General features: G+C 72.8%; 20 protein-coding genes. 18 read left to right on the top strand and 2 right to left on the bottom strand.

What is annotated here, in order from left to right; genetic code table 11:
* Positions 1-116: 116 nt before the first annotated feature.
* From GSY65_RS28580 to GSY65_RS28625, 10 genes are all read left to right on the top strand, one after another.
* Positions 117-341 (top strand): heavy-metal-associated domain-containing protein, encoded by a 225-nt coding sequence (locus GSY65_RS28580; protein ID WP_159774030.1) that lies wholly within the window; start codon positions 117-119, stop codon positions 339-341.
* 954 nt (positions 342-1,295) lie between these two features.
* Positions 1,296-2,390 (top strand): hypothetical protein, encoded by a 1,095-nt coding sequence (locus GSY65_RS28585; RefSeq protein ID WP_159774032.1) that lies wholly within the window; start codon positions 1,296-1,298, stop codon positions 2,388-2,390.
* Positions 2,387-2,869: an NUDIX hydrolase gene (locus GSY65_RS28590; protein ID WP_159774034.1), complete on the top strand. Its 483-nt coding sequence runs from the start codon at positions 2,387-2,389 to the stop codon at positions 2,867-2,869. Before GSY65_RS28585 ends, GSY65_RS28590 begins: the two co-directional genes overlap by 4 nt.
* Before the next feature lie 24 nt (positions 2,870-2,893).
* Positions 2,894-3,673: an SDR family NAD(P)-dependent oxidoreductase gene (locus GSY65_RS28595; RefSeq protein WP_159774036.1), complete on the top strand. Its 780-nt coding sequence runs from the start codon at positions 2,894-2,896 to the stop codon at positions 3,671-3,673.
* Between the two features lie 443 nt (positions 3,674-4,116).
* A complete protein-coding gene (locus GSY65_RS28600; RefSeq protein ID WP_159774038.1) occupies positions 4,117-5,229 on the top strand; it encodes an inositol-3-phosphate synthase in 1,113 nt (370 codons plus the stop codon).
* Complete coding sequence (locus GSY65_RS28605; protein WP_159774040.1) at positions 5,222-6,256, top strand: phosphotransferase enzyme family protein; 1,035 nt, start codon at positions 5,222-5,224, stop codon at positions 6,254-6,256. Before GSY65_RS28600 ends, GSY65_RS28605 begins: the two co-directional genes overlap by 8 nt.
* Positions 6,253-7,224 (top strand): hypothetical protein, encoded by a 972-nt coding sequence (locus tag GSY65_RS28610; RefSeq protein ID WP_159774042.1) that lies wholly within the window; start codon positions 6,253-6,255, stop codon positions 7,222-7,224. Before GSY65_RS28605 ends, GSY65_RS28610 begins: the two co-directional genes overlap by 4 nt.
* Positions 7,221-7,748: a hypothetical protein gene (locus GSY65_RS28615; RefSeq protein WP_159774044.1), complete on the top strand. Its 528-nt coding sequence runs from the start codon at positions 7,221-7,223 to the stop codon at positions 7,746-7,748. The genes GSY65_RS28610 and GSY65_RS28615 overlap by 4 nt, the downstream gene beginning before the upstream one ends.
* Positions 7,745-9,031: a DegT/DnrJ/EryC1/StrS family aminotransferase gene (locus GSY65_RS28620; protein WP_159774046.1), complete on the top strand. Its 1,287-nt coding sequence runs from the start codon at positions 7,745-7,747 to the stop codon at positions 9,029-9,031. The genes GSY65_RS28615 and GSY65_RS28620 overlap by 4 nt, the downstream gene beginning before the upstream one ends.
* A 100-nt stretch (positions 9,032-9,131) precedes the next feature.
* A complete protein-coding gene (locus GSY65_RS28625; RefSeq protein WP_236580101.1) occupies positions 9,132-9,860 on the top strand; it encodes a helix-turn-helix domain-containing protein in 729 nt (242 codons plus the stop codon).
* Positions 9,861-9,889: 29 nt separating this feature from the next.
* Here the strand turns inward: GSY65_RS28625 and GSY65_RS28630 are convergent, their stop codons facing one another.
* Both GSY65_RS28630 and GSY65_RS28635 read right to left on the bottom strand, forming a co-directional pair.
* On the bottom strand, positions 9,890-10,852 hold the full coding sequence (locus tag GSY65_RS28630; RefSeq protein ID WP_159774048.1) for a class I SAM-dependent methyltransferase: 963 nt from the start codon (positions 10,850-10,852) through the stop codon (positions 9,890-9,892).
* 64 nt (positions 10,853-10,916) lie between these two features.
* Positions 10,917-12,191 (bottom strand): aspartate aminotransferase family protein, encoded by a 1,275-nt coding sequence (locus GSY65_RS28635; protein WP_159774050.1) that lies wholly within the window; start codon positions 12,189-12,191, stop codon positions 10,917-10,919.
* 239 nt (positions 12,192-12,430) lie between these two features.
* Here GSY65_RS28635 and GSY65_RS28640 point away from each other — a divergent pair, with 239 nt between their 5' ends.
* From GSY65_RS28640 to GSY65_RS28675, 8 genes are all read left to right on the top strand, one after another.
* A complete protein-coding gene (locus GSY65_RS28640; RefSeq protein ID WP_159774052.1) occupies positions 12,431-13,471 on the top strand; it encodes a hypothetical protein in 1,041 nt (346 codons plus the stop codon).
* Positions 13,468-14,028: a hypothetical protein gene (locus GSY65_RS28645; RefSeq protein ID WP_236580102.1), complete on the top strand. Its 561-nt coding sequence runs from the start codon at positions 13,468-13,470 to the stop codon at positions 14,026-14,028. Before GSY65_RS28640 ends, GSY65_RS28645 begins: the two co-directional genes overlap by 4 nt.
* Positions 14,018-15,022 (top strand): ABC transporter ATP-binding protein, encoded by a 1,005-nt coding sequence (locus GSY65_RS28650; RefSeq protein WP_159774056.1) that lies wholly within the window; start codon positions 14,018-14,020, stop codon positions 15,020-15,022. Before GSY65_RS28645 ends, GSY65_RS28650 begins: the two co-directional genes overlap by 11 nt.
* Positions 15,015-15,800: an ABC transporter permease gene (locus tag GSY65_RS28655; protein WP_159774058.1), complete on the top strand. Its 786-nt coding sequence runs from the start codon at positions 15,015-15,017 to the stop codon at positions 15,798-15,800. The genes GSY65_RS28650 and GSY65_RS28655 overlap by 8 nt, the downstream gene beginning before the upstream one ends.
* Positions 15,801-15,844: 44 nt before the next feature.
* Positions 15,845-16,498 (top strand): HAD family hydrolase, encoded by a 654-nt coding sequence (locus GSY65_RS28660; protein WP_159774060.1) that lies wholly within the window; start codon positions 15,845-15,847, stop codon positions 16,496-16,498.
* Between the two features lie 189 nt (positions 16,499-16,687).
* A complete protein-coding gene (locus tag GSY65_RS28665; protein ID WP_159774062.1) occupies positions 16,688-17,860 on the top strand; it encodes an acyl-CoA dehydrogenase family protein in 1,173 nt (390 codons plus the stop codon).
* Between the two features lie 66 nt (positions 17,861-17,926).
* Complete coding sequence (locus GSY65_RS28670) at positions 17,927-18,373, top strand: type II toxin-antitoxin system RatA family toxin (protein WP_159774064.1); 447 nt, start codon at positions 17,927-17,929, stop codon at positions 18,371-18,373.
* Entirely contained in the window at positions 18,370-19,386 is a 1,017-nt protein-coding gene (locus GSY65_RS28675; protein ID WP_159774065.1) for an NAD-dependent epimerase/dehydratase family protein, read from the top strand. Before GSY65_RS28670 ends, GSY65_RS28675 begins: the two co-directional genes overlap by 4 nt.
* Positions 19,387-19,405 lie beyond the last annotated feature (19 nt).

Here is a 19,405-nt window from a genome sequence, read left to right on the forward strand (position 1 = left end):
GGCCCCCGCCGGCGCGCTGAACACGGCGCGCCGCAGGGCCGTACCCCGTGCCACACGCCCCGGCGTCGTCGGCCCCTCGGGGGCGGCCCGGGGAGGAGAAGGACAGGAGCGACCCGATGGCGGACAAGATCTTCACCGTGGACGGAATGACCTGCGGCCACTGCGCCACGAGCATCACCGAGGAGGTCGTACGCGTGCCCGGCGTCACGGCCGTGGACGTCGACGTCAGATCGGGGCTGGTGATCGTCTCGGGAGACCCGGTCGAGGACGCCGCCGTACGCGCGGCGATCGTCGAGGCGGGCTACGAGGTCGCGGAGATCGTACGCCGGACGGCGGCCTGAGCCACCTGAACGGCCGGCCCGAGCGACCCGGGCCCAGGACCTGACCGACCGGCACCGGGGCGGCCCGCGGGTCTTTCCCCCGAGGGGCGCCCCCCAGGAATCCGGTCGCCGGCATGTGGTGGCCCGGTATCCGGTCGCCCGGCCCGCCGCCGCGCTCCGCGACTCCCGGCCGGCGGCGGGCCCGGACGTGCGGCCCTCAGCTGCCCCGGATCGTCGCGCGGGCCCTCGCGCGGGCGGCGCGCAGGAAGCGGCCTTCGTCCTCTGTGGTACCGCAGCCCCTCGGGGACGGCAGCCTCACCGCCGACCCAAGGCGAGAACCGCGCCACGGCAGAGGGGCTCCGGTACGTCCCGCCGCGGTCCGACCGGGGTCGGAAAAGGTTGAAACCGCCCACACCAGACAATTCTGCGCCGATTTCGCGCCACATTATCGGAAGGGGTCGAGGAGGCTGATGCGGTGTTCCGGCGGTCTTTCGTGCGAGGAACTGCCCCACGCGCCCTCGCCGAAAGGGAACTTGAGCGTTGAAAGTCGCAATGATGTTTGCGATGATCACTTGCAGTACGTAGGGTCCATGGGGTCAGCACGCAAGACCCGGAGGGCAACGGGTCGGTGACCTACCGGCCGGTCGACCCTCTGCCCAGTCAGTGAAAACCGATCATTGTCGCTCGGTCTCTCCCGTCCCTTTCCTGAAGTGATCCGGCGGTGCGGTGGGGTTCTGCCGTGACATGAAGACAAGTGTCGCAACGGATATCCGCTGAGGTGATCACTGTCCGTCGCGACAGAAGGAAGCTGAATGCAGAAGAGAACGCGCTCCTCCGCAGAAGCAGCTCCTGCGGAGACATCCGCCACAGGAGGACCGATCGTGACCGCCTTCGACTCCGGTACGCGAGGAAAGTAGAGCAACCGCAGGCCGGTGCCGCACGGTCACTTCTTCTGCGTCATGGAGGCTTTTCACCTTGGGATTACAACGCGAGACCCGGACCACCTGGCGCGACCTGGAGTTACGGGTCCGGGCCGAGGCTCCCGAGGTCCTCGGCTACGTCAGCAGCCAGCACCGTCTCGCCCGCGAGGAGCCGGACCGGGCTGCCACGCGGATCGACATCGAAGCCGTCAGCTCCCCGTCGCGACTCGCGGAACTGACCGCGAGAGCGGCGACCGAGCGTCGTGAGTCCTACGCCGGCTGGTGGTACGGCTGCCACCGGAACGAGGACGGAGCGTTCGTCCTCGTCTCGCAGGAGGGTCACGAGTTCTCGCACGCCCTGATCACCACCGACTTCCTCACCTGGGAAATCGTCACCGCGCACGAGCACGAGCTGGGACTCGTCGTCACCCGCACCATGCGGGAACTGGTGCGCGAGCACTTCGTCGACCGCGGCGCGCTCATGCTGCACGGCGCGGCGGCCGTCCTGCCCGACGGCACCGGGGTGGTTCTCGCCGGTCCCTCCGGCGCCGGCAAGACCTCGGCCTCCGTCCAGCTCGCCCGCGCCGGCGGCCACTGCGTCGCCACCGACCGGTGCCTGCTGCTGCCCGACGGCCCGGAATGGGCCGTGGTCGGTCTGCCGCTGTCCACCCGCCTCACCCGGGAAGCGGCGGCCGGACTCGGTATCGCGCCCGGCGAGACGGACCGTCTGATCAGACACGGCGAGGCGGCCGTCCGCAGACCGGATCCCAAGGGCAAGATCTCACTCAGCAACGAGGAGATGCGGCGTCTGGCCGGAGTCGAGTTCCTGGCCTCGGCGCGGATCGACATGCTGGTGCTGCTCGACAACACGAGCGCCCCCCGGCCCCTGTCCGGCCCGCTCGCCGAGGACGAGGCCGTGGCCGCCCTGGCCGAGCACATCCTCGTGCCCGACACGGCCTACCGCGGCCGGTGGCTGTCCGCGGACGCGAGCCCCGAACCGGCCGGTGACGTCAAGGACAGGCTCGGCGAACTGGCCGCCGCCGTCCCCGCCCGGCACGCCACGTGGACACCGGCCACCTACAAGAGCGACGTTCTGGCGGCCTGGCTCGCCCCGCGCGACGGCGCCGACAAGACAGGAGACCCCTCGTGACCACCACCCCGCAGATCCGTTACAGCGCCCGTGCCGTGCTGCTGGACGAGGACGACAGGCTCCTGCTGTTCTCCAGCGTGGACGACGCCAACGGAGAGACCTTCTGGTACCCGGTGGGCGGTGGCATCAAGGAGGGGGAGTCGCCCGAGGACGCCCTGCGCCGGGAGGTCGAGGAGGAGACCGGACGCACCGAGTTCGAGATCGGCCCCCAGATCTGGTACCGGGAGGCCATCGCCTCCTGGGGCGGCAACACCTACGACTGCCGCGAGCGGTTCTACCTCTGCCGCGTCGCCCACTTCTCCGTCGACACCAGCGGCTTCAGCCAGGGGGAGATCGACACGGTCTCCGGTCACCGGTGGTGGACGCTGGACGAGCTGGACGCCGCCACGGACCGGCTGGTGCCCGCCGATCTGGCACCCCGGCTGCGCGCCGTGCTCACCGACGGCGCCCCCGCCGAGCCCGATGTCGTCGGCAGCTGAGCACGGAATCGGAGGGACCAGCACATGAGGGGACTGCGAGGACGGCCCGCCCTGGTGACCGGCGGCGCCCAGGGAATCGGCAGGGCGGTCGCCGAGCGCCTCTTCGAGGAGGGCGCCCGCGTCATGATCATGGACACGAACGAGGAGTTCGGGAAGTCCGCGGTCGCGGAACTGGCGCGGCGCCCAGGCGGTGAGCACGTCGGCTTCGTGCACGGCGACATCTCCGACGAGAGTGACGTGGTGGCCGCGGTCGAGGCGACACGGACCACGTTCGGCGGTGTCGAACTCCTCGTGAACTGCGCCGCCGCGTTCATCACGCGCGGCATCGAGGCCACCGTGGAGGAGTGGCGGCGCGTCACGGACGTCAACATCATGGGCCACGCCCTGATGGTCAAGCACAGCGCGCCCCTGATGGAGGCCGCCGGCGGCGGCAGCGTCGTCAACGTCTCCTCGATCTCCGCGCACATCGCGCAGCCCCGGTCCGTCACCTACAGCGCCACCAAGGCCGCCATCATCGGCATGACCCGGTGTATGGCCACCGACCTGGCCGAGGCGGGAATCAGGGTGAACGCGGTGAGCCCGGGCACGGTCTGGAGCGACAACCTCGCGCGCCGCTACAAGGAGAAGTACGGGGTGTCGCGCGAGGAGGCGGACGCCCGTCCGGACATCGGCGGCCGGCACATGCTGCACCGCACCGCCGACCCGGAGGAGATCGCCTCCGCCGTCGTCTTCCTGCTCTCCTCGGAGGCCGGTTTCATCACCGGTGAGAACCTCATGGTCGATGCCGGGCTCACCGTGACGTGATCTCGTCGTCCCGTGCGAGGGCCACCAGGTCCTCTTGTCCGGCGCCGCTCACCCGGCGCCGATGAATTCGTGAACCCGCACCCGCCGTAGATCTCTCCTGCTTTTTGTCCGAGAGTTTGCGGGCGGCTTCTGCTGCTATTTCCTGCTCCCTTTCCCTGCGTTTTTCGGGGGCCTGTGCGAGGTGAACCCCGAATTCGGTGCCATGCGTGATGCCGCGCGCTCGGGGATATCGCCGTCGCGTGTGGTGGAGAGATGCCCCCACGGGTTTTCGATTTTTCGATTCTCCTGGTGGATAAATGGAGTCCACTGCTATACGTTTTTCCGCAACCGGGCGGACATTGCTGGACCAGATCCATTGTTCGCACCGATCCTCGGCCGAGTGACATGCCTCAGTACGCCGAGTAATCCCTGACGATCGTCAGGTATACGTCCGGAGGAATGCATTGAGTAACAACGTGATCAGGGTCGCGCTGGCCGGCGTCGGCTCCTGCGCCTCGAGTTTCGTGCAGTCCGTGGTCCTGGACCGGGAGCGGCCCGGCCCCTCCAACGGCGTGATGCACGAGTACATCGGCGGCCACCGTCTCGGCGACGTTGAGTTCGTCGCCGCCTTCGACGTCGACGCCCTGAAGGTGGGCCAGGACCTCTCGGAGGCCGTGTACGCGGGACGCACCGCCGCCGTCCGTCACGTCGACGTGCCGCACCTGGGCGTCACCGTCCAGGCCGGCCCGCTGCTCGACGGCCTCGACGGCGCGCTCGGCGACGCCGTCGACGCCCATCCCGCCACCGCCGTCGCGACCCCGGAGTCGCTGGCCGCCGCCCTGGCCGACGCACGACCCGACATCGTGGTCTGCCTGCTGCCCACCGGCTCGACCGAGGCCGTCCAGACCTACGCCAGGGCCGCCGCCGAGGCGGGCGCGGGCTTCGTCAACGCCACCCCCGAGCCCGTCGCCAACGACCCCGCGCTGGCGGCCCTGTTCACCGATCGCGGCGCTCCCCTCCTCGGTGACGACCTGCGCAGCCACCTCGGCGCCACCACCCTGCACACCGCCCTGATCGAGCTCTTCCAGAGCCGCGGTGTCGAGGTCAAGGACAACTACCAGCTCAACGTCGGCGGCAACACCGACTTCCTGAACCTCTCCGACCCGGCCAGGTCCCGCTCGAAGCAGCTCTCCAAGCGCAGGGCCCTCGCCAACGCCGGCATCGATTCCCGCGAGGTCGCCGCGGGCCCCAACGGCTTCGTCAAGCACCTCGGCGACCGCAAGGTGTGCTTCCTGCGCATCGAGGGCGAGAGCATCATCGGCGCCCCCGTGCACATGGAGTTACGCCTGGAGGTCGAGGACAGCCCCAATGCCGCCGCGGTGCTGGCCAACGCCGTCCGCACCGCGCACAGCGCCTCCCGCCAGGGCATGGTCGGCATCATCGACCCGGTCTGCGCCTTCCTGTTCAAGAGCCCGAAGACAGGGGCCAAGGAGTCCGAGGCACTGCACGACTTCCAGGCCTTCGTGCGCAAGGCCGGCGAGCACCACGCGCTGCAGGCGGTCGACGGGAATGCCTGACGCCGCCTCCTGGCTGCCCGATCGCGACCCCGCCGTGGCCCGCGTCCTCGACCGGAGCTACGGCCTCGGCAGCCACCGGGCGTGGGCACTGAACCGGGAGAGCGTCAACACCGTCTGGCGCGTGACCACTTCGCAGGGCGAGTACGCGCTCAAGCGGCTCGGGCGGGACGTCGCCCCGCAGTGGCTGGCCTTCGAGCACGCCGCCCTGCCCCGGCTGACCGCCGCCGGTATCCCGGTCGAGGCTCCCGTGCCGACGGCGCAGGGAGGCAGCTCGGCCGTCCACGACGGCTCCGTCTGGCAACTGCGGCCCTGGCGGGAGGGCCGGCCCTTCGACGCGGACCGGCCGGGCGACATCGAACAGGCCGGTGCCTTCCTGGCGGCACTGCACCGCGTCCCGGTCGACGGGCTGCCCGCGGACGGCCAGAGCTCCACCCGCAACCTGGAGTTCTGGCTCACCACCGAGCGGCCCCCGCACGTGGCGCTGGACGAGGTCGACGAGATAGCCGCCCCGTACGTGAGCGCCGCCGTGCGCGCCCACGCCCGGCGCGCCTACACGGCGGTGCTGCGCCGGGCCCGCACCGAACTCGCCGGGTACGGCGACCTCCCCGAGGTCCTCACCCACGGCGAGGTAGCGGGCTCCAACCTGCTGTACTCCGACAGCGGGGAGCTGGCCTGCGTCCTCGACTGGGACGCGCTGCAGCTGCGCTCCCGCGTCTACGACGTGGCGCGGGCGCTGCTGTTCCTGCCCCGCAAGGCCCGCGGCAGCTTCCAGGTCCTGCCGGACCGGGCCCGTGCGGTCCTCGCCGCCGCGACCGCGCGCGAGCCGCTCACACCGGACGAACTCGCCTCCCTCGTCCCGGTCCTCGAGCTGAACTTCGTCCCGTCGCCCGACTACCTCCGGCAGGTCGCGCGGCGTGCCCCGGGCATCCTGGAGTGGTACCTCGGCTGGCGGGCCGAGGGCGCCGGCACGGTCCGCGGCATCCTCTCCGACGTCATCGCCACAGCTCCGCAGGGAACTCCGCGATGACGTGGTACGTGTGCCGCACCCCGGGGCACGCGGTGGCGCTGGACATGAGCGCCGACTCGGCCGCGTACGTCCGGGAACTGCTCGGCCCCTATGTCCGGGTCGCCACCGAACCCGGCGGTCCCGGCGACGCCCGCTGGCGGATCGGCACCGCGGACCGGAAGCGGCCGGCGGGGGAGGAGGTGGTCATCACCAGCGCCGCCGAACCCCCCACCCGGCTCTGGTACGACGGAACGACCCGCGAGGTGCTGTTCGACCCGGCGATGCCACGCTCCTTCCTGCGGCACAACCTGGTCCGGTTCACCCGCATCCTGCTGCGGCTGATGCACACCGAGGAACCGGAGGTCTTCCTGCACGCCGGGCTGGTCGCCCGGGACGACGGACACGGCGCGCTCGTACTGGGCGCGAAACGAGCGGGGAAGACCTCCACCGTCCTGTCCGCCCTGCGCCACGGGCTCCGCTTCGTCGGCAACGACGACGTCTCCGTCCGTACGGACACCGGCGGCTGGACCGGACGGGGCTGGCCCCGCCGGGTGTCCGTGCGCGGCGACACCTTCGCCGCCGTCGGGCTGCCCGGCGACACCGACCGCCTGCTCCACCCGGCGGAACTGCGCGCCCTCGCGGGCGGCCCTCCGCTGCTGGCCGAGGCACCGGTCAGGGTTCTGGTCTTCCCCCGGTTCCACCCCGAACCCGGTGTCGTGCCCCTCGGCCCGGAGGAGACCCTCGCCCGGCTCACGGCCAACGAACTGCCCACCGCGGTCAAGCACGCCGACTTCCTGCTGCCGTTCTTCGGCCCCGTCCCGCCTGCGGTCCGGCAGGACCTCCTCGCCCGCCTGGCGGCCCAGGTGCCCGGCGTCGAACTCCGGCAGGACTTCTCCGCCCTGCACGACGGAACCGCCGCGCTGACCCGGCTCCTCGACGGAGACATCCCCGTACCGGCCCCCGCCAGGGGAGAAGGGCGGAGGACATGAGCACGACCGGGAGCCGGGTGTGGGTGGTCGGCCCCTCGGGCGCGGGCAAGAGCACCGTCGCCCGCGCCCTCGCCGAGGCCCGGGGCCTGCCCCACTACGAGCTGGACGCCATGTTCTGGGCGCCCGGCTGGCAGCGGCGTCCCGAGGCGGACTTCCTCGCCGACGTCGCCGCCCTGGACCGTACCGACGGCTGGATCGCCGACGGGCAGTACGACGCGGCCCACCCGCTCCTGGAGGAACTCGCCGACACCGTCGTCTGGGTCGACCCGCCCCGCGGCGCCACCACCGCCCGGCTGCTGCGTCGCACCGTACGACGGCTGCGCACGCGGGAGGAGCTGTGGAACGGCAACCGCGAACGCCTGGGCAGCGCCCTGCAGCTCGTGCTCTGGGCCCACCGGGAGTTCCCCGCGGTCCGGCGCGCCAACACCGACCTGTTCGCCCGCATGCAGGCCCGCTCCGTGCCCTGCCTGCGGTTGCGGACCCCGCAGGACATCCGAGAACTACTCAGTAAGGAACGGGCATGACGCGACTCGCGCTCCTCGGCGGAGAGCCCCTGCTGACCCCGGCCGAGCGGCCCAAGTGGCCGAACATCACCGAGGAGGACATCGGAGCGGTCACCGCGATGCTGCGCCGCGGTGAGATCACCTACAACGGCAGCGAAGGCGAGGTCCAGGCCCTGGAGAACGGCTACCGGGAGCGTCTCGGCGCCGCCCACGCCCTCGCCGTCAACTCGGGCACGTCCGCGCTGCACTCGGCCTTCTTCGGCCTGGACCTGCGTCCCGGCGACGAGGTCATCGCCCCGGCCTACACCTTCCTCGCCACCGCCATGCCGGTCTTCACCTGCAACGGTGTCGCCGTCCTCGCCGACGTGGACCCCGACACCGGGATCCTCGACCCCGACGGGCTCGCCGCCCACCTCACGCCGCGCACGAAGGCCGTCGTGGTCACCCACCTCATGGGCTTCCCCGCCGACATGGAGCGCATCACCGCCTTCGCCCGCGACCACGGCCTCGCGGTCGTCGAGGACTGCTCCCAGGCCCACGGCGCGGAGTGCTCCGGCCGGCCGGTGGGCCGCCACGGTGATGTCGCCGCCTTCAGCCTCCAGGCCAAGAAGCAGGTCACGGCGGGCGAGGGCGGCGTTCTCGTCACCGACGACCGCAGGATCTACGAGCGCGCGGTGATGCTCGGTCACTGCATCGACCGCGGCGAGGAGGACGTCACCAGCGACGAGTACGGTGCCTTTGGCCGGACCGGCTTCGGCCTCAACTACCGCATCCACCCGGTCGGCGCGGCCCTCGCCCGGGGCGCCCTCGCCCGGCTCGACACCGTGCTGACCGGACGTGAGCGGAACTACGGACGGCTCGGCGCCCTCCTGGACGGCATCCCCGGCATCACCCCGCCGGTCCGGCAGCGGCACGTCGACCGCGTCGCCCACTACGTCAGCTACCAGCCCCTCTACGTCGCCGAGGAGCTCGGCGGCCTGCCCGTCGACGTCTTCACGGCCGCCGTCAGGGCCGAGGGCGTACCCCTGACCCGGCCCACCTCGCCTCCGCTGCACCGCGAGGCCGCCTTCCGGAGCCCGTCCTGGCACTCCGGCACGTACCACCCCGGCGACAACACCTACCGCGTGTACCGGGGCGACGAGTTCCCGGGCGTCGACGCCTACATCGCCCGCGCCCTGCGGCTGCCCACGTACTCCGACGAGCGTTTCGACCTGATGGACGCCTGGGCCGAAGGCATCCGCAAGGTCGTCACCCACGCCGAGGAACTGCGCGACCGGCACGCCGCCGGCGCCCTCGCCGCGTAGCGGCTGCCCCCTCTCGGAAGCCCGCGCCGGCCCGGTACGCCCGGTCGCGTACCGGGCCGGCACCGCACCACCGCTCCGCCCCGACACGGAGGTCATCCTTTTGTCCGTCGATAACAGCTCCCGCTCCATGCTCGCGCGCGGTCTCGGCGTCCTCCGCGCCTTCCGGTCCGGCGAGCCGGAACTCCCGCTCTCCGAGATCGCCCGCCGGGCCGACATGCCCAAGGCGACGGCCCACCGCATCATCACCGAGCTCGTCAAGGAAGGCATGCTGGAGCGCGGGGAGAAGGGACTCAGACTCGGCATGGGCCTGTTCGTGCTGGGGGCCCGGGTGCCCGGCCAGCTCATGCTCCGCGACATCGCCTTCCCGCACGCGGAACAACTGCACCGGCTCACCCACGGCAGCGCGTTCGTGTTCGTCGCCGACCCCACCGGCGCGGACGCCGCCCTGGTGGACGCCGTCCGGCGCACCCACGAACCCGGCCGCGGACTGGGCACGGAGGAGACCCGGGCCTCCGACCGGGCCGCGACGAGGGTGTTCCGGGCTTTCTGCGCGGAGGACGACGGCGTGGCCGGCCGGGGCGCGCGCGTCCGGGAGGTCGAGCCGGCCCGCGTGCGGCATCAGGGCTTCGCGGTCGTCCGCGGCGTGCCCGGCGTGGTGGGCGTCGCCGCCCCGGTCCTGACGGCATCCGGCGCGGCTGCCGGGGCACTGGCCGTCGCGGCGCCGCAGGCCGGGTTCCACGTGGGCCTGGCGGCCGCGCACCTCAAGGCCGCGTGCGCCGCCGTCTCCCTCGCCCTGCGGCGCAATCCCGAACTGGTGACCGCCTCCTGACGGTGTACGGCACCCGCCGGCCCGCCCGGCTACGGTTTCCCGGCCACGAACAGCGTGGGCAGCAGTCTGCCCGCGAGGTACTCCTCCCGGGCCGCGGTCAGGGTGTCCCGGATGAGGTCCGCCGACGCTCCTCCGTAGATGTTCGCCACGCTCCCGCGGAAGATGCGCACCACCTTCAGCCGGTCGGCGAGCAGCGCCACGGCCCAGTCCGTCAGGTCCTTCCGCTCCACGTCGCCGAAACCCGCCCGGGCCAGCTGGTCCGTCCGGTCGGTCAGCGACGTGGTGAAGAAGACACCGCGCGGATGGACCGCGCGGAACGCCTCCGAGGGCTCCTCGCCGTCCGGCGTGAGGCTCACCTCCTCGGTGAGCACCAGCAGCCCGCCGGGCCGCAGCAGCCGCGCCGCCTCACGCAGTACGGCGCCCGGGTCGGGGAAGTGCGGCATCGAGCCCGTGACCAGCACCAGGTCGAGCGAGGCGGTGGCCAGGGGCACGGCAGCGGCCGAGGCGCACAGCTCCGCCATCGTGGTGCGGCCCTGCGCTCGGCTGATCCGGGCGCTGACCTCGCAGTGCTCGGCGACGAGGTCGACACCGTAGGAGCGCCGCACCTCGACGCCCGCGGCCGCGAGCCTGTCCACGGTGTAGCGCAGCGCGCCGCCGAAACCGCTGCCCAGCTCGCACAGGTCGACTGCGCGGCCGGCGCCCAGGCGGGCGACGACGGCGCCGACCACCGCGTCGCACCCCTGTGGGCCGAAGTGACCCATCTGGTCCAGGCCCAGGAGCCCGTCGGGTCCCTGCTCGCCGGTGAACTCCACGATGGCCCGCTCGGTGTTCTCCCAGTCGTGCAGCGCGGGGAACAGGTCGCGGTGGTAGCGGTACTGGACGCCGGTCTGGTCGGGCGCCGACGGTGTCTCCGGGGTGCTCCGTGTCCCCCGAGTCCTCTTCACCGCCGGTGTCTCCCGGGTTCCGGGCGGGGCGCCGGGTTCCGTGCTCATCTCGTCCTCCTTGCGTTGCTGCCGGGGCCAGGCCCGGACGGTCGTGGAGCAGGGCGTGGGACGGTCAGGGCCTGGCCCCGGCGGCCGGTGTCCGGAACTCGTCGGGCACCGCCGAGCAGACGGCGTCCAGCAGGGCGAGCGCCTCCTCGGCGTCCTCGTCCGTGGCGACCAGCGGCGGCAGCAGCCGCAGCACCTCCGGCCGGCCCAGACAGGGCGAGACGACCAGGCCCCGGCGGCCGAGCTCCATCAGGACCTCGCCGGCGGCGGCCCGCGTCGCGAACTCGACGCCCCACAGCAGGCCCTGTCCGCGCACCGCGGTGACCAGACCGGCGTGGCGCTCCGCCAGCCGGGCCAGGCCGGAGCCGAAGACCTCCGCCAGGCGTGCGCCGCGCGGGGCGAGTTCCTCCACCACCCGCAGCGCCGCCACACCGGCCGCGGCACCGAGCGGGTGCCCGGAGAACGTGGTCGTGTGCACGAAGGGGTCCGCGGCGAGCGGCGCGTACAGCTCCGGCGTCGCCACCACGGCGGACACCGGCTGCACCCCACCCCCCAGTGCCTTGCCGAGCAGCACGGCGTCCGGTTCGAGACCGAGGCCGGTGCTGCTCAGGCGCGGGCCGCAGCGGCGCAGCCCGGTCTGCACCTCGTCGGCGATGACGAACGCGCCGTGGGCGCGGGCCGCGTCGGCCAGGGCCTTCAGGAACGCCGGGTCCAGGGGCAGTACGCCGCCCTCGCCCTGCACGGGCTCGAACAGGACGGCGGCGACCTCCTCGCCCCCGAAGGCGCCGGGTACCGCGCAGACGTCCGCGGGAATGTGGGTCACCCCGCCCAGGAGCGGCTCCAGGGACTCGCGGTAGCGGGCGTTCCAGGTCGCGGCCAGCGCGCCCAGGGACTTGCCGTGGTAGGCGCCCTCGACCGCGATCACCCGCCGGCGGCCGGTGGCCCGGCGGGCCAGTTTCAGCGCCGCCTCCACCGCGTCCGCGCCGTTCAGTCCCAGCCACACCTTCGTCAGACGGCCCGGGTCGGCCCAGTCGGCCAGCGCCCCGGCGAGCGCCGCGGTGGCCCGGTTGCCCAGGACCCGGCTGGACACCGGCATCGCGTCCAGCTCGTCACGCACCGCCGCCACCACGGCCGGGTGGCGCTGGCCCAGCAGTGTCACCGCGTAACTGCCGAAGTCGAGCGCGGCGCGGCCGTCGGAGAGGTGTATCCGCGCGCCCTCGCCCCGTGCTTCGACGGCGCCCGAGCCGTTCATGCCGTAGACGAGGGCCAGTTGCGGCGAGACGTGCCGCCGGATCGCGGTGAGCGTCTCCCGGGCCGTCCTGTCGCCGGTGTTCGCGGTCATGTGCGCGGCCGTCCTCTTCCGTGGTCCGGCGGATCGCGGACCGCACGACGCGGTGCCCCTCACGGGAGTGCCGCCGGTCGGCGGGGCGGACGGTCCGCAGCTGTCGGGACACGGTTCTAGCCCTCCGCGCGCGTCCCTGGGAAGCGGTGTTCCGGCTGCCGGAACACGCGTTGAACCCGGACAACGCCCTTGACAGGGTGATCATCCTCGCCGTCCGTATCCGAAAGGTGCACCGACGCATGGAGACCACTTCCCCCGGCGCTGCGGCGTTCCCCGAACCGGATGTCCTGGAAAGGCGCCTCGCCGCCTTCCTCGACCTGCGGGGCATGAGCAAGGACGCCGTGCTCAAGGAGGCCGACCAGGGCATGGGGACGCCGGCCCTCGCGGTGGCCGCCGGGTCGGTGCTCGCGGGCTTCGGCAACGTGCGCAGCGACCTCGATCTCCTGGTGCTCGTCGAGAACGAGAACCTCAAGCGCTTCCCCATCCAGTCCCACGAGCACGGCACGCTGATCGACATCGGCATCCGCCGGGCGAGCACCGTCCGGGACAGCGCCGCCGCGCTGACCGCCGAGCCGTGGCCGCGCTTCGAGAGCGTCACCGAGGACGCCTGGAACCACCGGCGCCGTACCCTCAGCACCGTCTCCCGGCTCGCTCTCGGACTGCCCCTCGCGGTCGTCGAGCCCTGGGACGGCTGGCACGCGGGGCTGCGCGGGCCGTGGCTCGCGGAAGTCCTGCGGGAGTGGTGGGTGGTCGAGGCGCACCGGCTCGCACAGGCCGCCCGCTGGCTGCTCGACGCCAAGCCGCTGACCGCCGCGGTCCGGGCCCGCGAGGCGGTCGTCGCCGCGCTGAACGCCCGTGCGGTCGACGGCGGGGAACTGTACTTCGCCGCCAAGTGGGCGGGCGAGAAGCTGAAGGCGCTCGGCGACCACGAGAACCTGAGGCTGCTCCGCACCGTCCTGACGCCCGCCGACCCCCGCGAGCGGGTGCCGTTCTGCCTCGACGCCGTCGAACGGCTCGTCGGCCCCGCCGGGACGCTGCACTCCGTGCTGCGCTGGGCCACCGGTGCCGGGGCCATGGAACTGGACGACCGCACGGTCGTGGACCGCTGGCAGCTGCGGGCCCTGGAGGTACGCCGGCTCGGCCTGCCGGCCGCCGACAGCGACGGCGTCGTCTGGTCGGGGCCGGCCGGCACCTCGCCCCCCGAGGATCTTCTTCCGCTCTTCACGCACAACATGGTGTGGCTCGGTGTCGCCCACCCGGCTCCGGAGGTTCCCGCGTGACACATTCCCCCACGACCGTGACCGGCGACACGGCCACCGGTCCCGCCGGCGCGTCCGCCGACCTCCGGCGGCTGCTCACCTTCCGCGGCCACGGCGCCGCCCGCCTCCTCCTGGGCTGCCGGGCCCGCCTGGAGGACGTCGAGGGCGCCGTCGCCGCCGGACAGGACGAGGTCGCCGTCCTCATGGCGTACGACCTGATCCAGCTGTCGCTGTCGATCCGCGGGCTGCGCACCGAGGGCGAGCTGATGTACGGCCACGACGAGGCCGCCTTCGATCCGTTCGCCGGCCTTCCCGCCGAGGAGGCGGAGGCCGGGACGGCGCTCGCCGCCGAAGGGCTGGACGCGACCGGTGAGCGCGGCGAGGCGTGGCTCCAGCGGCTGCGCGACCACCTCGCGGAGACCGAGGCGCAGCTCGGGTACACCGAACCGCTGCCCGACGTCCGGTCCGGCAGCGGCATGATGAAGGGCTTCAAACTCGCCCGTACCTGGCAGGCTCCGATGGACCGCGTCGGTCTGCCCCCGCTGCTGCCGGACGCCTGGACGCGCCGTGCCGACTGAGCCGGCGCCGGTGCGTGCCCCGGACCGGCCACCGGCCCTCTCCGTGCGCGGGGTCGGCAAGAGCTACGGCGGCACGATCGCCCTCGACCACGTCGACCTGGAGATCGCCGAGGGCACGATCGTGGGCCTGCTGGGACACAACGGCGCGGGCAAGACCACGCTGATGTCCCTGGTCGCGGGCCTGGTGCGGCCGGACGCCGGGGAGATCGAGGTACTGGGTCACTCCGTGGCGCGGCATCCGCGCCGGGCCCGCCGCGAACTCGGCCTGGCGCCGCAGGAACTGGGCATCTACCCGCCCCTGACGGTGCGTCAGAATCTGCAGTTCTTCGCCGAACTGGCCGGTCTGCGCGGCAAGGAGGCCCGGCGGCGCACCGAGGAGGTCGCCGAACCCCTCGCGCTCACCGGACTGATGGACCGCCCCGCGTCCCGGCTCTCCGGCGGCCAGCAGCGCCGCGTGCACACCGCGATGGCACTGATCCACCGGCCGCGGCTGGTGCTCCTCGACGAGCCCACCGCGGGTGTCGACGTGGAGACCCGGGCCCGCCTCGTCGCCCACGTACGGGAGCTGGCCGCACAGGGCACCGCCGTCTGCTACTCCACGCACTACCTCCCCGAGATCGAGGACCTCGCCGCGGACGTGGCCGTCCTGCACCAGGGGCGCGTCATCGCCCGCGGCTCCGTCGACGAACTGGTCCGGCGGCACGGCGACAGCGCCGTGGAACTGGTCTTCTCCGGCGCGCCTCCCGAACTCGACCTGCCCTGGCCGGTGACCCGGCAGGGAGAAGACACGCTCCTCGTCCGGGTGGAACAGCCCCACCTGGTCACGGCCCGGGTGCTGGCCGCCCTGGGCGACGCCGCCGTCCGGCTGTCCGCCCTGCGCGTCGTCCGCCCCAGCCTCGACAACGTCTTCCTGAGGCTCACCGCAGGGCAGCACAGCGACAACGGGGAGGACCACGCGAGCACGGACAGGATCGAGGCGGAGCAGCATGCGTGACGGGGCACTGACACGGGTCACCGCCCTCGTCCGGCAGGACGTCCGGCTGCTGCTGCGCGACCCCGCGCCCCTGGTGGTCCGCACGGTCATGCCGCTGCTCATCATGGGCTTCATGCAACCGCTGTTCCGCGCCGCCCTGCGGGCCGGCGGCGAGGCCGCCGACGCCAACGGCGCCGAACAGGGTGTCCCCGGCATGGCGGTGATGTTCCTCTTCTTCCTGGTGAACGTGGTCGGCTTCGCCATGTTCCGCGAACACGGCTGGAACACCTGGGACCGGCTGCGCGCGAGCACGGCCCGCCCGGTCGAGCTGCTGGCCGCGCGCGTCGTCGTGCCGCTGGCCGCCGCGGTGCTCCAGCTCGCCGTCATCTTCGGGGCCGGGGCGGCCCTGTTCGACCTGCGGGTGACGGGTTCCTACCTCGCCTTGGTGGTGGTGGCGCTGCCGCTGGCGCTCTGCGTGGTCATGGTGGGCATGGCGCTGGTCGCGCTGTGCCGCACGATCTCCCAGCTCAGCGTCATCGCCAACATCCTGGCCCTGGTCTTCGCGGGACTCGGCGGAGCCCTGACCCCCCAGTCGGCGATGCCGGACTGGGCGGAGCCCTTCGCTCCCGCCGTGCCCAGCCACTGGGCGATGCGCGGCTTCAACGAGGTCATCCTGCGCGGCGGCGGGGTCACGGACGTCCTGCTGCCGGCGGGCGTCCTCTGCGCCTTCACGGCCGGACTCACCGTCGTCACCCTCGTCTTCTTCCGGGCCGACCACCGCAAACTCTCCTGGTCCTGAGCCGTACGCCGCAGGATCCGGTACGCCGTCAGAGAGAGACACCCATGTCCGCGCTCGTCGTCTTCGACTGTTTCGACACCCTGCTCACGTCCCGGCCGCTGCCGGGCCCGGAACGGTTCACCGCCGTCCTCGCCGACGCGCTCGACCTGGACCCCGCGTCCGCCGGCGCCGTCGTGCACACGGTGTACGGCACCCTGTACGAGGCCATGACCGACCCGGGCGCCTCGCAGCCCGCGACCCTCGACCTGATGGAGGGCGCCCTGCGCGCCCGGGGCGCCGTCCGGGAGCGGGCCGCGGTGGAGGGGGCCCTGTGGCGAGCGCTGGGCTGCGCCGACCCCGACGGGTACACCCTGTGCGCGCCGGTCGCGGAGGCCGCGCGCCGGGCGCACGAGGCGGGTCACACGCTCCGGCTCCTGTCCAACTGCTACCTCCCCGGCACCCTGATGTGGGATCTGCTGCGCCAGGCCGAGGCGCCCGACATCTTCGACCGGGCCCTGTTCACCGCCGACGGCGGCCCGAAGAAGCCCGACGCCCGCGCGTTCCGGCGGATCGGCGAGGGCGACTTCGAGCGCCGGGTGATGGTGGGCGACTCGGCCGAACTCGACCTCGTACCCGCCGCGGCCCTCGGCTGGGACACCGTCCGCGTGACGCCCGGTGCTCCCGTGCCGGAGGCGTTCTTCACCCTGCTCGATCTGTGACGAAGATCCGGCCGAGGCCCGTGCCGGACCCGTGACGACCGGCGGAGCCGCATCCGCGTGATCTCGCGTTCCGCACAAAGAAACACCCGCTGAACCACGGCGTCCGTGCTGCCTAGAGTCGATCCGTCACGGCGAGCCGGGCACGCCGACCACCGGGCCGGCCGGTCCGTGACGGGCGAAGGGAGAACCATGGGCACGGCTGCCGAGAACACGGCAGGACACCCCGACGACGACGGCGTGCCGCCGCACCGGGCTCTGCTGGACGCCGGCTGGAGCACGGCATGGACGCCGCCCCCGCTCCGCGAGGGAGCCACCGGCGCCGAACGCATCAAGGACCTAGCCGCGGGCGGATACGCCGCGCTGCCGATCCCAGAGGACCTCGGCGGCGCCGGCGCGAACCTGGCCGAGACGGCGGCGGCGCAGCGCGCGCTCGGCAGGCTCGACCCCTCCGCCGCGGTCGCCCTGAACATGCACGCCTTCACGGTCGGCCTGATGGTCGACTACTTCGGACGCCACCGCGACACCACGTGGATGCTGCTGGAGGGCATCGCACGCTCCGGCGCCCTCGTGGCGTCCGCGTTCGCCGAGCCCGGCGGCAGCCCCAACTTCATGACCAGCCGCTCCGAGGCCGTCCCGACCGAGAAGGGCTACCGCGTCAGCGGCGTCAAGTACCCCTGCTCGCTGGCCACCACAGCCACCCTGGTCTGCCTGACGGCCCGCGTCACCGGCACCGACGAGACCATTCTCGCCCTGATCCCGAGCAGTTCGCCCGGACTGGACGCCGAGGGGGAGTGGCCCTCGCTCGGCATGCGGGACTCCGACACCGCCCGGCTGGTCCTGCGGGACGTGGAGGTCGACGACCGGCTCGTCTTCCACCGCGGCCCCGCCGACGTCATCGACGAGAACGTCACCTCCGGCATGGCCTGGTTCTCGGTGCTGCTGACCGCCACGTACCACGGGGTCCTCAGCGGCCTGCTGGACACGGCGTACCACGGGGTGAGCGTCTCGCGGCGATTCGGCCCGCGCACCGCCCTGCTCGGCCGCGCCACCCGCGAACTGCTGACCCTCGGCAGCGCCTGCCGTCAGCTCGCCGCGGACATCGACGGCGGCACCCTGGACGGAGCGGCGGCCATGGCCGCCGCGGTGGGCCTGCGCGCCACCCTCAGCGACACCCGCGACCGGGTGGTGTCCCTCCTCACCCCGGTCGTCGGCAGCCGCCTCTACGGGCGCGGACAGCAGGCGGCCGGGCTCGCGCTCGACTCGCTCGCCGCCCACCACCACCCGCCGTCCCTCCTGGTCTGCGACGAGGTCGTCGGCAGCTTCGGAACGGGGCGTGAGATCACCTTCGACCCGGCCGACTGACGCCCCGCCGCTGCCGCCGGACGCCGCGGACCCCACCCCGGGCACCACACAAGGAGACACACCACCATGCCGCATGTCGAGGTCAACCTGCCGATCAAGGCCCCGGCGGCCGAGGCCTGGGCGGCCGTCACCCGCCTCGAGGACTACGCCGCCTACATGGAGAACGTCGAGTCGGTCACCGTGATCGGCGAGACCGACACCGGGGCCCGTACCAGTGAGTGGTCCGTGCTGCTCAAGGGCTCGGTCCTGGAGTGGATCGAGTCCGACACGCTCGACCACGACGCGAGGGTCATGTCCTTCGACCAGGTCTCCGGGGACCTCGACGTCTTCAACGGGTACTGGCGCGTCGAGGACACCGGCGACGGCACCTCGGTCGTCACCTTCGTCGTCGACTTCGAGATAGGCATCCCCCTCCTCGCCGACATGCTCAACCCGGTCGCCACCAAGGCACTGCGGGAGAACGCCGAGCACATGCTGCACGCCATCGAGCGGCGGATCACGGCGCTCTCGTGACCGTGCCCGCGAGGATCCTGGTCACCGGTGCCACGGGGGCCGTCGGCAGCGCCGTCATGCGCGCGCTGCGGGCGGCCGGCCACACCCCGCACGGTGTCAGCCGCCGCGGCGGTGAGGGGGAGCACCACTCCGCCTGGCACATCGGCGCGCAGGAGCCGCCGCGGGAGCTGCGCGGCCCCTGGGACACCGTCGTCCACTGCGCCGCCGACACCCGCTGGAACCTCCCCGACGAGGACGCCGAGGACGCCAACGTCGTGCCGTTGTACGCGGTGCTCTCCCTGGCCGGCCCCGAGACCCACTTCGTCCACCTGTCCTCGTCCTTCGTCACGGGCCTCGAGGGCGACATCACCTCACCCTCGCGCGACGCCTACCGCAACTCCTACGAGTGGTCCAAGGCGCATGCCGAGCGGATCGTCCACGCCGAGCGGGACGGCGCCGACATCGTGCGCTTCCCGATCGTCATGGGGTCCCGGGCGGACGGCGCGCTCGACCGCTACAGCGGCTTCTTCTGGCTGCCCGCCGCGATGTGCAACGGCGCCGTGCCCGCGCTCGTCGCGGAGGAGAAGGGGCTGCTGGACATGGTCAGCACCGACGACGTCGCCGAGCACGTGATGCGGCTGCTCGACTCCGGTCCACCGCGGGGGCACCGGCTGTCGGTGCTCGGCCGGGGCGACGGCGCCCAGCGGGTCGGCGACGCCTTCGACACCGTTCTCCAGGCCCTGAACGACTGGCGCGCCGAGCACGACGTGACCCCGCTGGACCGGCTGCCGTACGTGACGCCCCAGCAGTGGAACCGCTTCTACCTGCCGTTCGCCGAGGAGTACCTGGACCGGGCGCAGTTGCTGAAGGTGACCGCGTTCCGCGCCTACCAGGGCTACCTGTCGGTGACCGACCCCTTCGACGTCACCGTCCGGGTCCCGGACACACGGGACGTGCTGTACCGGTCGATCCGGCGCTGGGCCGACACCCACGAGGCCTCCGCCCGCCGGACACCGCGCCCCTGGCGCGCCTGACCGTCCCCGTTCCCGCACC

The organism is Streptomyces sp. HM190 (assembly GCF_009857135.1).
Classification (GTDB): Bacteria; Actinomycetota; Actinomycetes; order Streptomycetales; family Streptomycetaceae; genus Streptomyces; species Streptomyces heilongjiangensis.

Coding starts and splice junctions, on each gene's coding strand:
- GSY65_RS28580 (WP_159774030.1), top strand. CDS start 117: ATGGCGGACAAGATCTTCACCGTGGACGGAATGACCTGCGGCCACTGC.
- GSY65_RS28595 (WP_159774036.1), top strand. CDS start 2,894: ATGAGGGGACTGCGAGGACGGCCCGCCCTGGTGACCGGCGGCGCCCAG.
- GSY65_RS28605 (WP_159774040.1), top strand. CDS start 5,222: ATGCCTGACGCCGCCTCCTGGCTGCCCGATCGCGACCCCGCCGTGGCC.
- GSY65_RS28610 (WP_159774042.1), top strand. CDS start 6,253: ATGACGTGGTACGTGTGCCGCACCCCGGGGCACGCGGTGGCGCTGGAC.
- GSY65_RS28615 (WP_159774044.1), top strand. CDS start 7,221: ATGAGCACGACCGGGAGCCGGGTGTGGGTGGTCGGCCCCTCGGGCGCG.
- GSY65_RS28620 (WP_159774046.1), top strand. CDS start 7,745: ATGACGCGACTCGCGCTCCTCGGCGGAGAGCCCCTGCTGACCCCGGCC.
- GSY65_RS28630 (WP_159774048.1), bottom strand. CDS start 10,852: ATGAGCACGGAACCCGGCGCCCCGCCCGGAACCCGGGAGACACCGGCG.
- GSY65_RS28635 (WP_159774050.1), bottom strand. CDS start 12,191: ATGACCGCGAACACCGGCGACAGGACGGCCCGGGAGACGCTCACCGCG.
- GSY65_RS28640 (WP_159774052.1), top strand. CDS start 12,431: ATGGAGACCACTTCCCCCGGCGCTGCGGCGTTCCCCGAACCGGATGTC.
- GSY65_RS28655 (WP_159774058.1), top strand. CDS start 15,015: ATGCGTGACGGGGCACTGACACGGGTCACCGCCCTCGTCCGGCAGGAC.
- GSY65_RS28660 (WP_159774060.1), top strand. CDS start 15,845: ATGTCCGCGCTCGTCGTCTTCGACTGTTTCGACACCCTGCTCACGTCC.
- GSY65_RS28665 (WP_159774062.1), top strand. CDS start 16,688: ATGGGCACGGCTGCCGAGAACACGGCAGGACACCCCGACGACGACGGC.
- GSY65_RS28670 (WP_159774064.1), top strand. CDS start 17,927: ATGCCGCATGTCGAGGTCAACCTGCCGATCAAGGCCCCGGCGGCCGAG.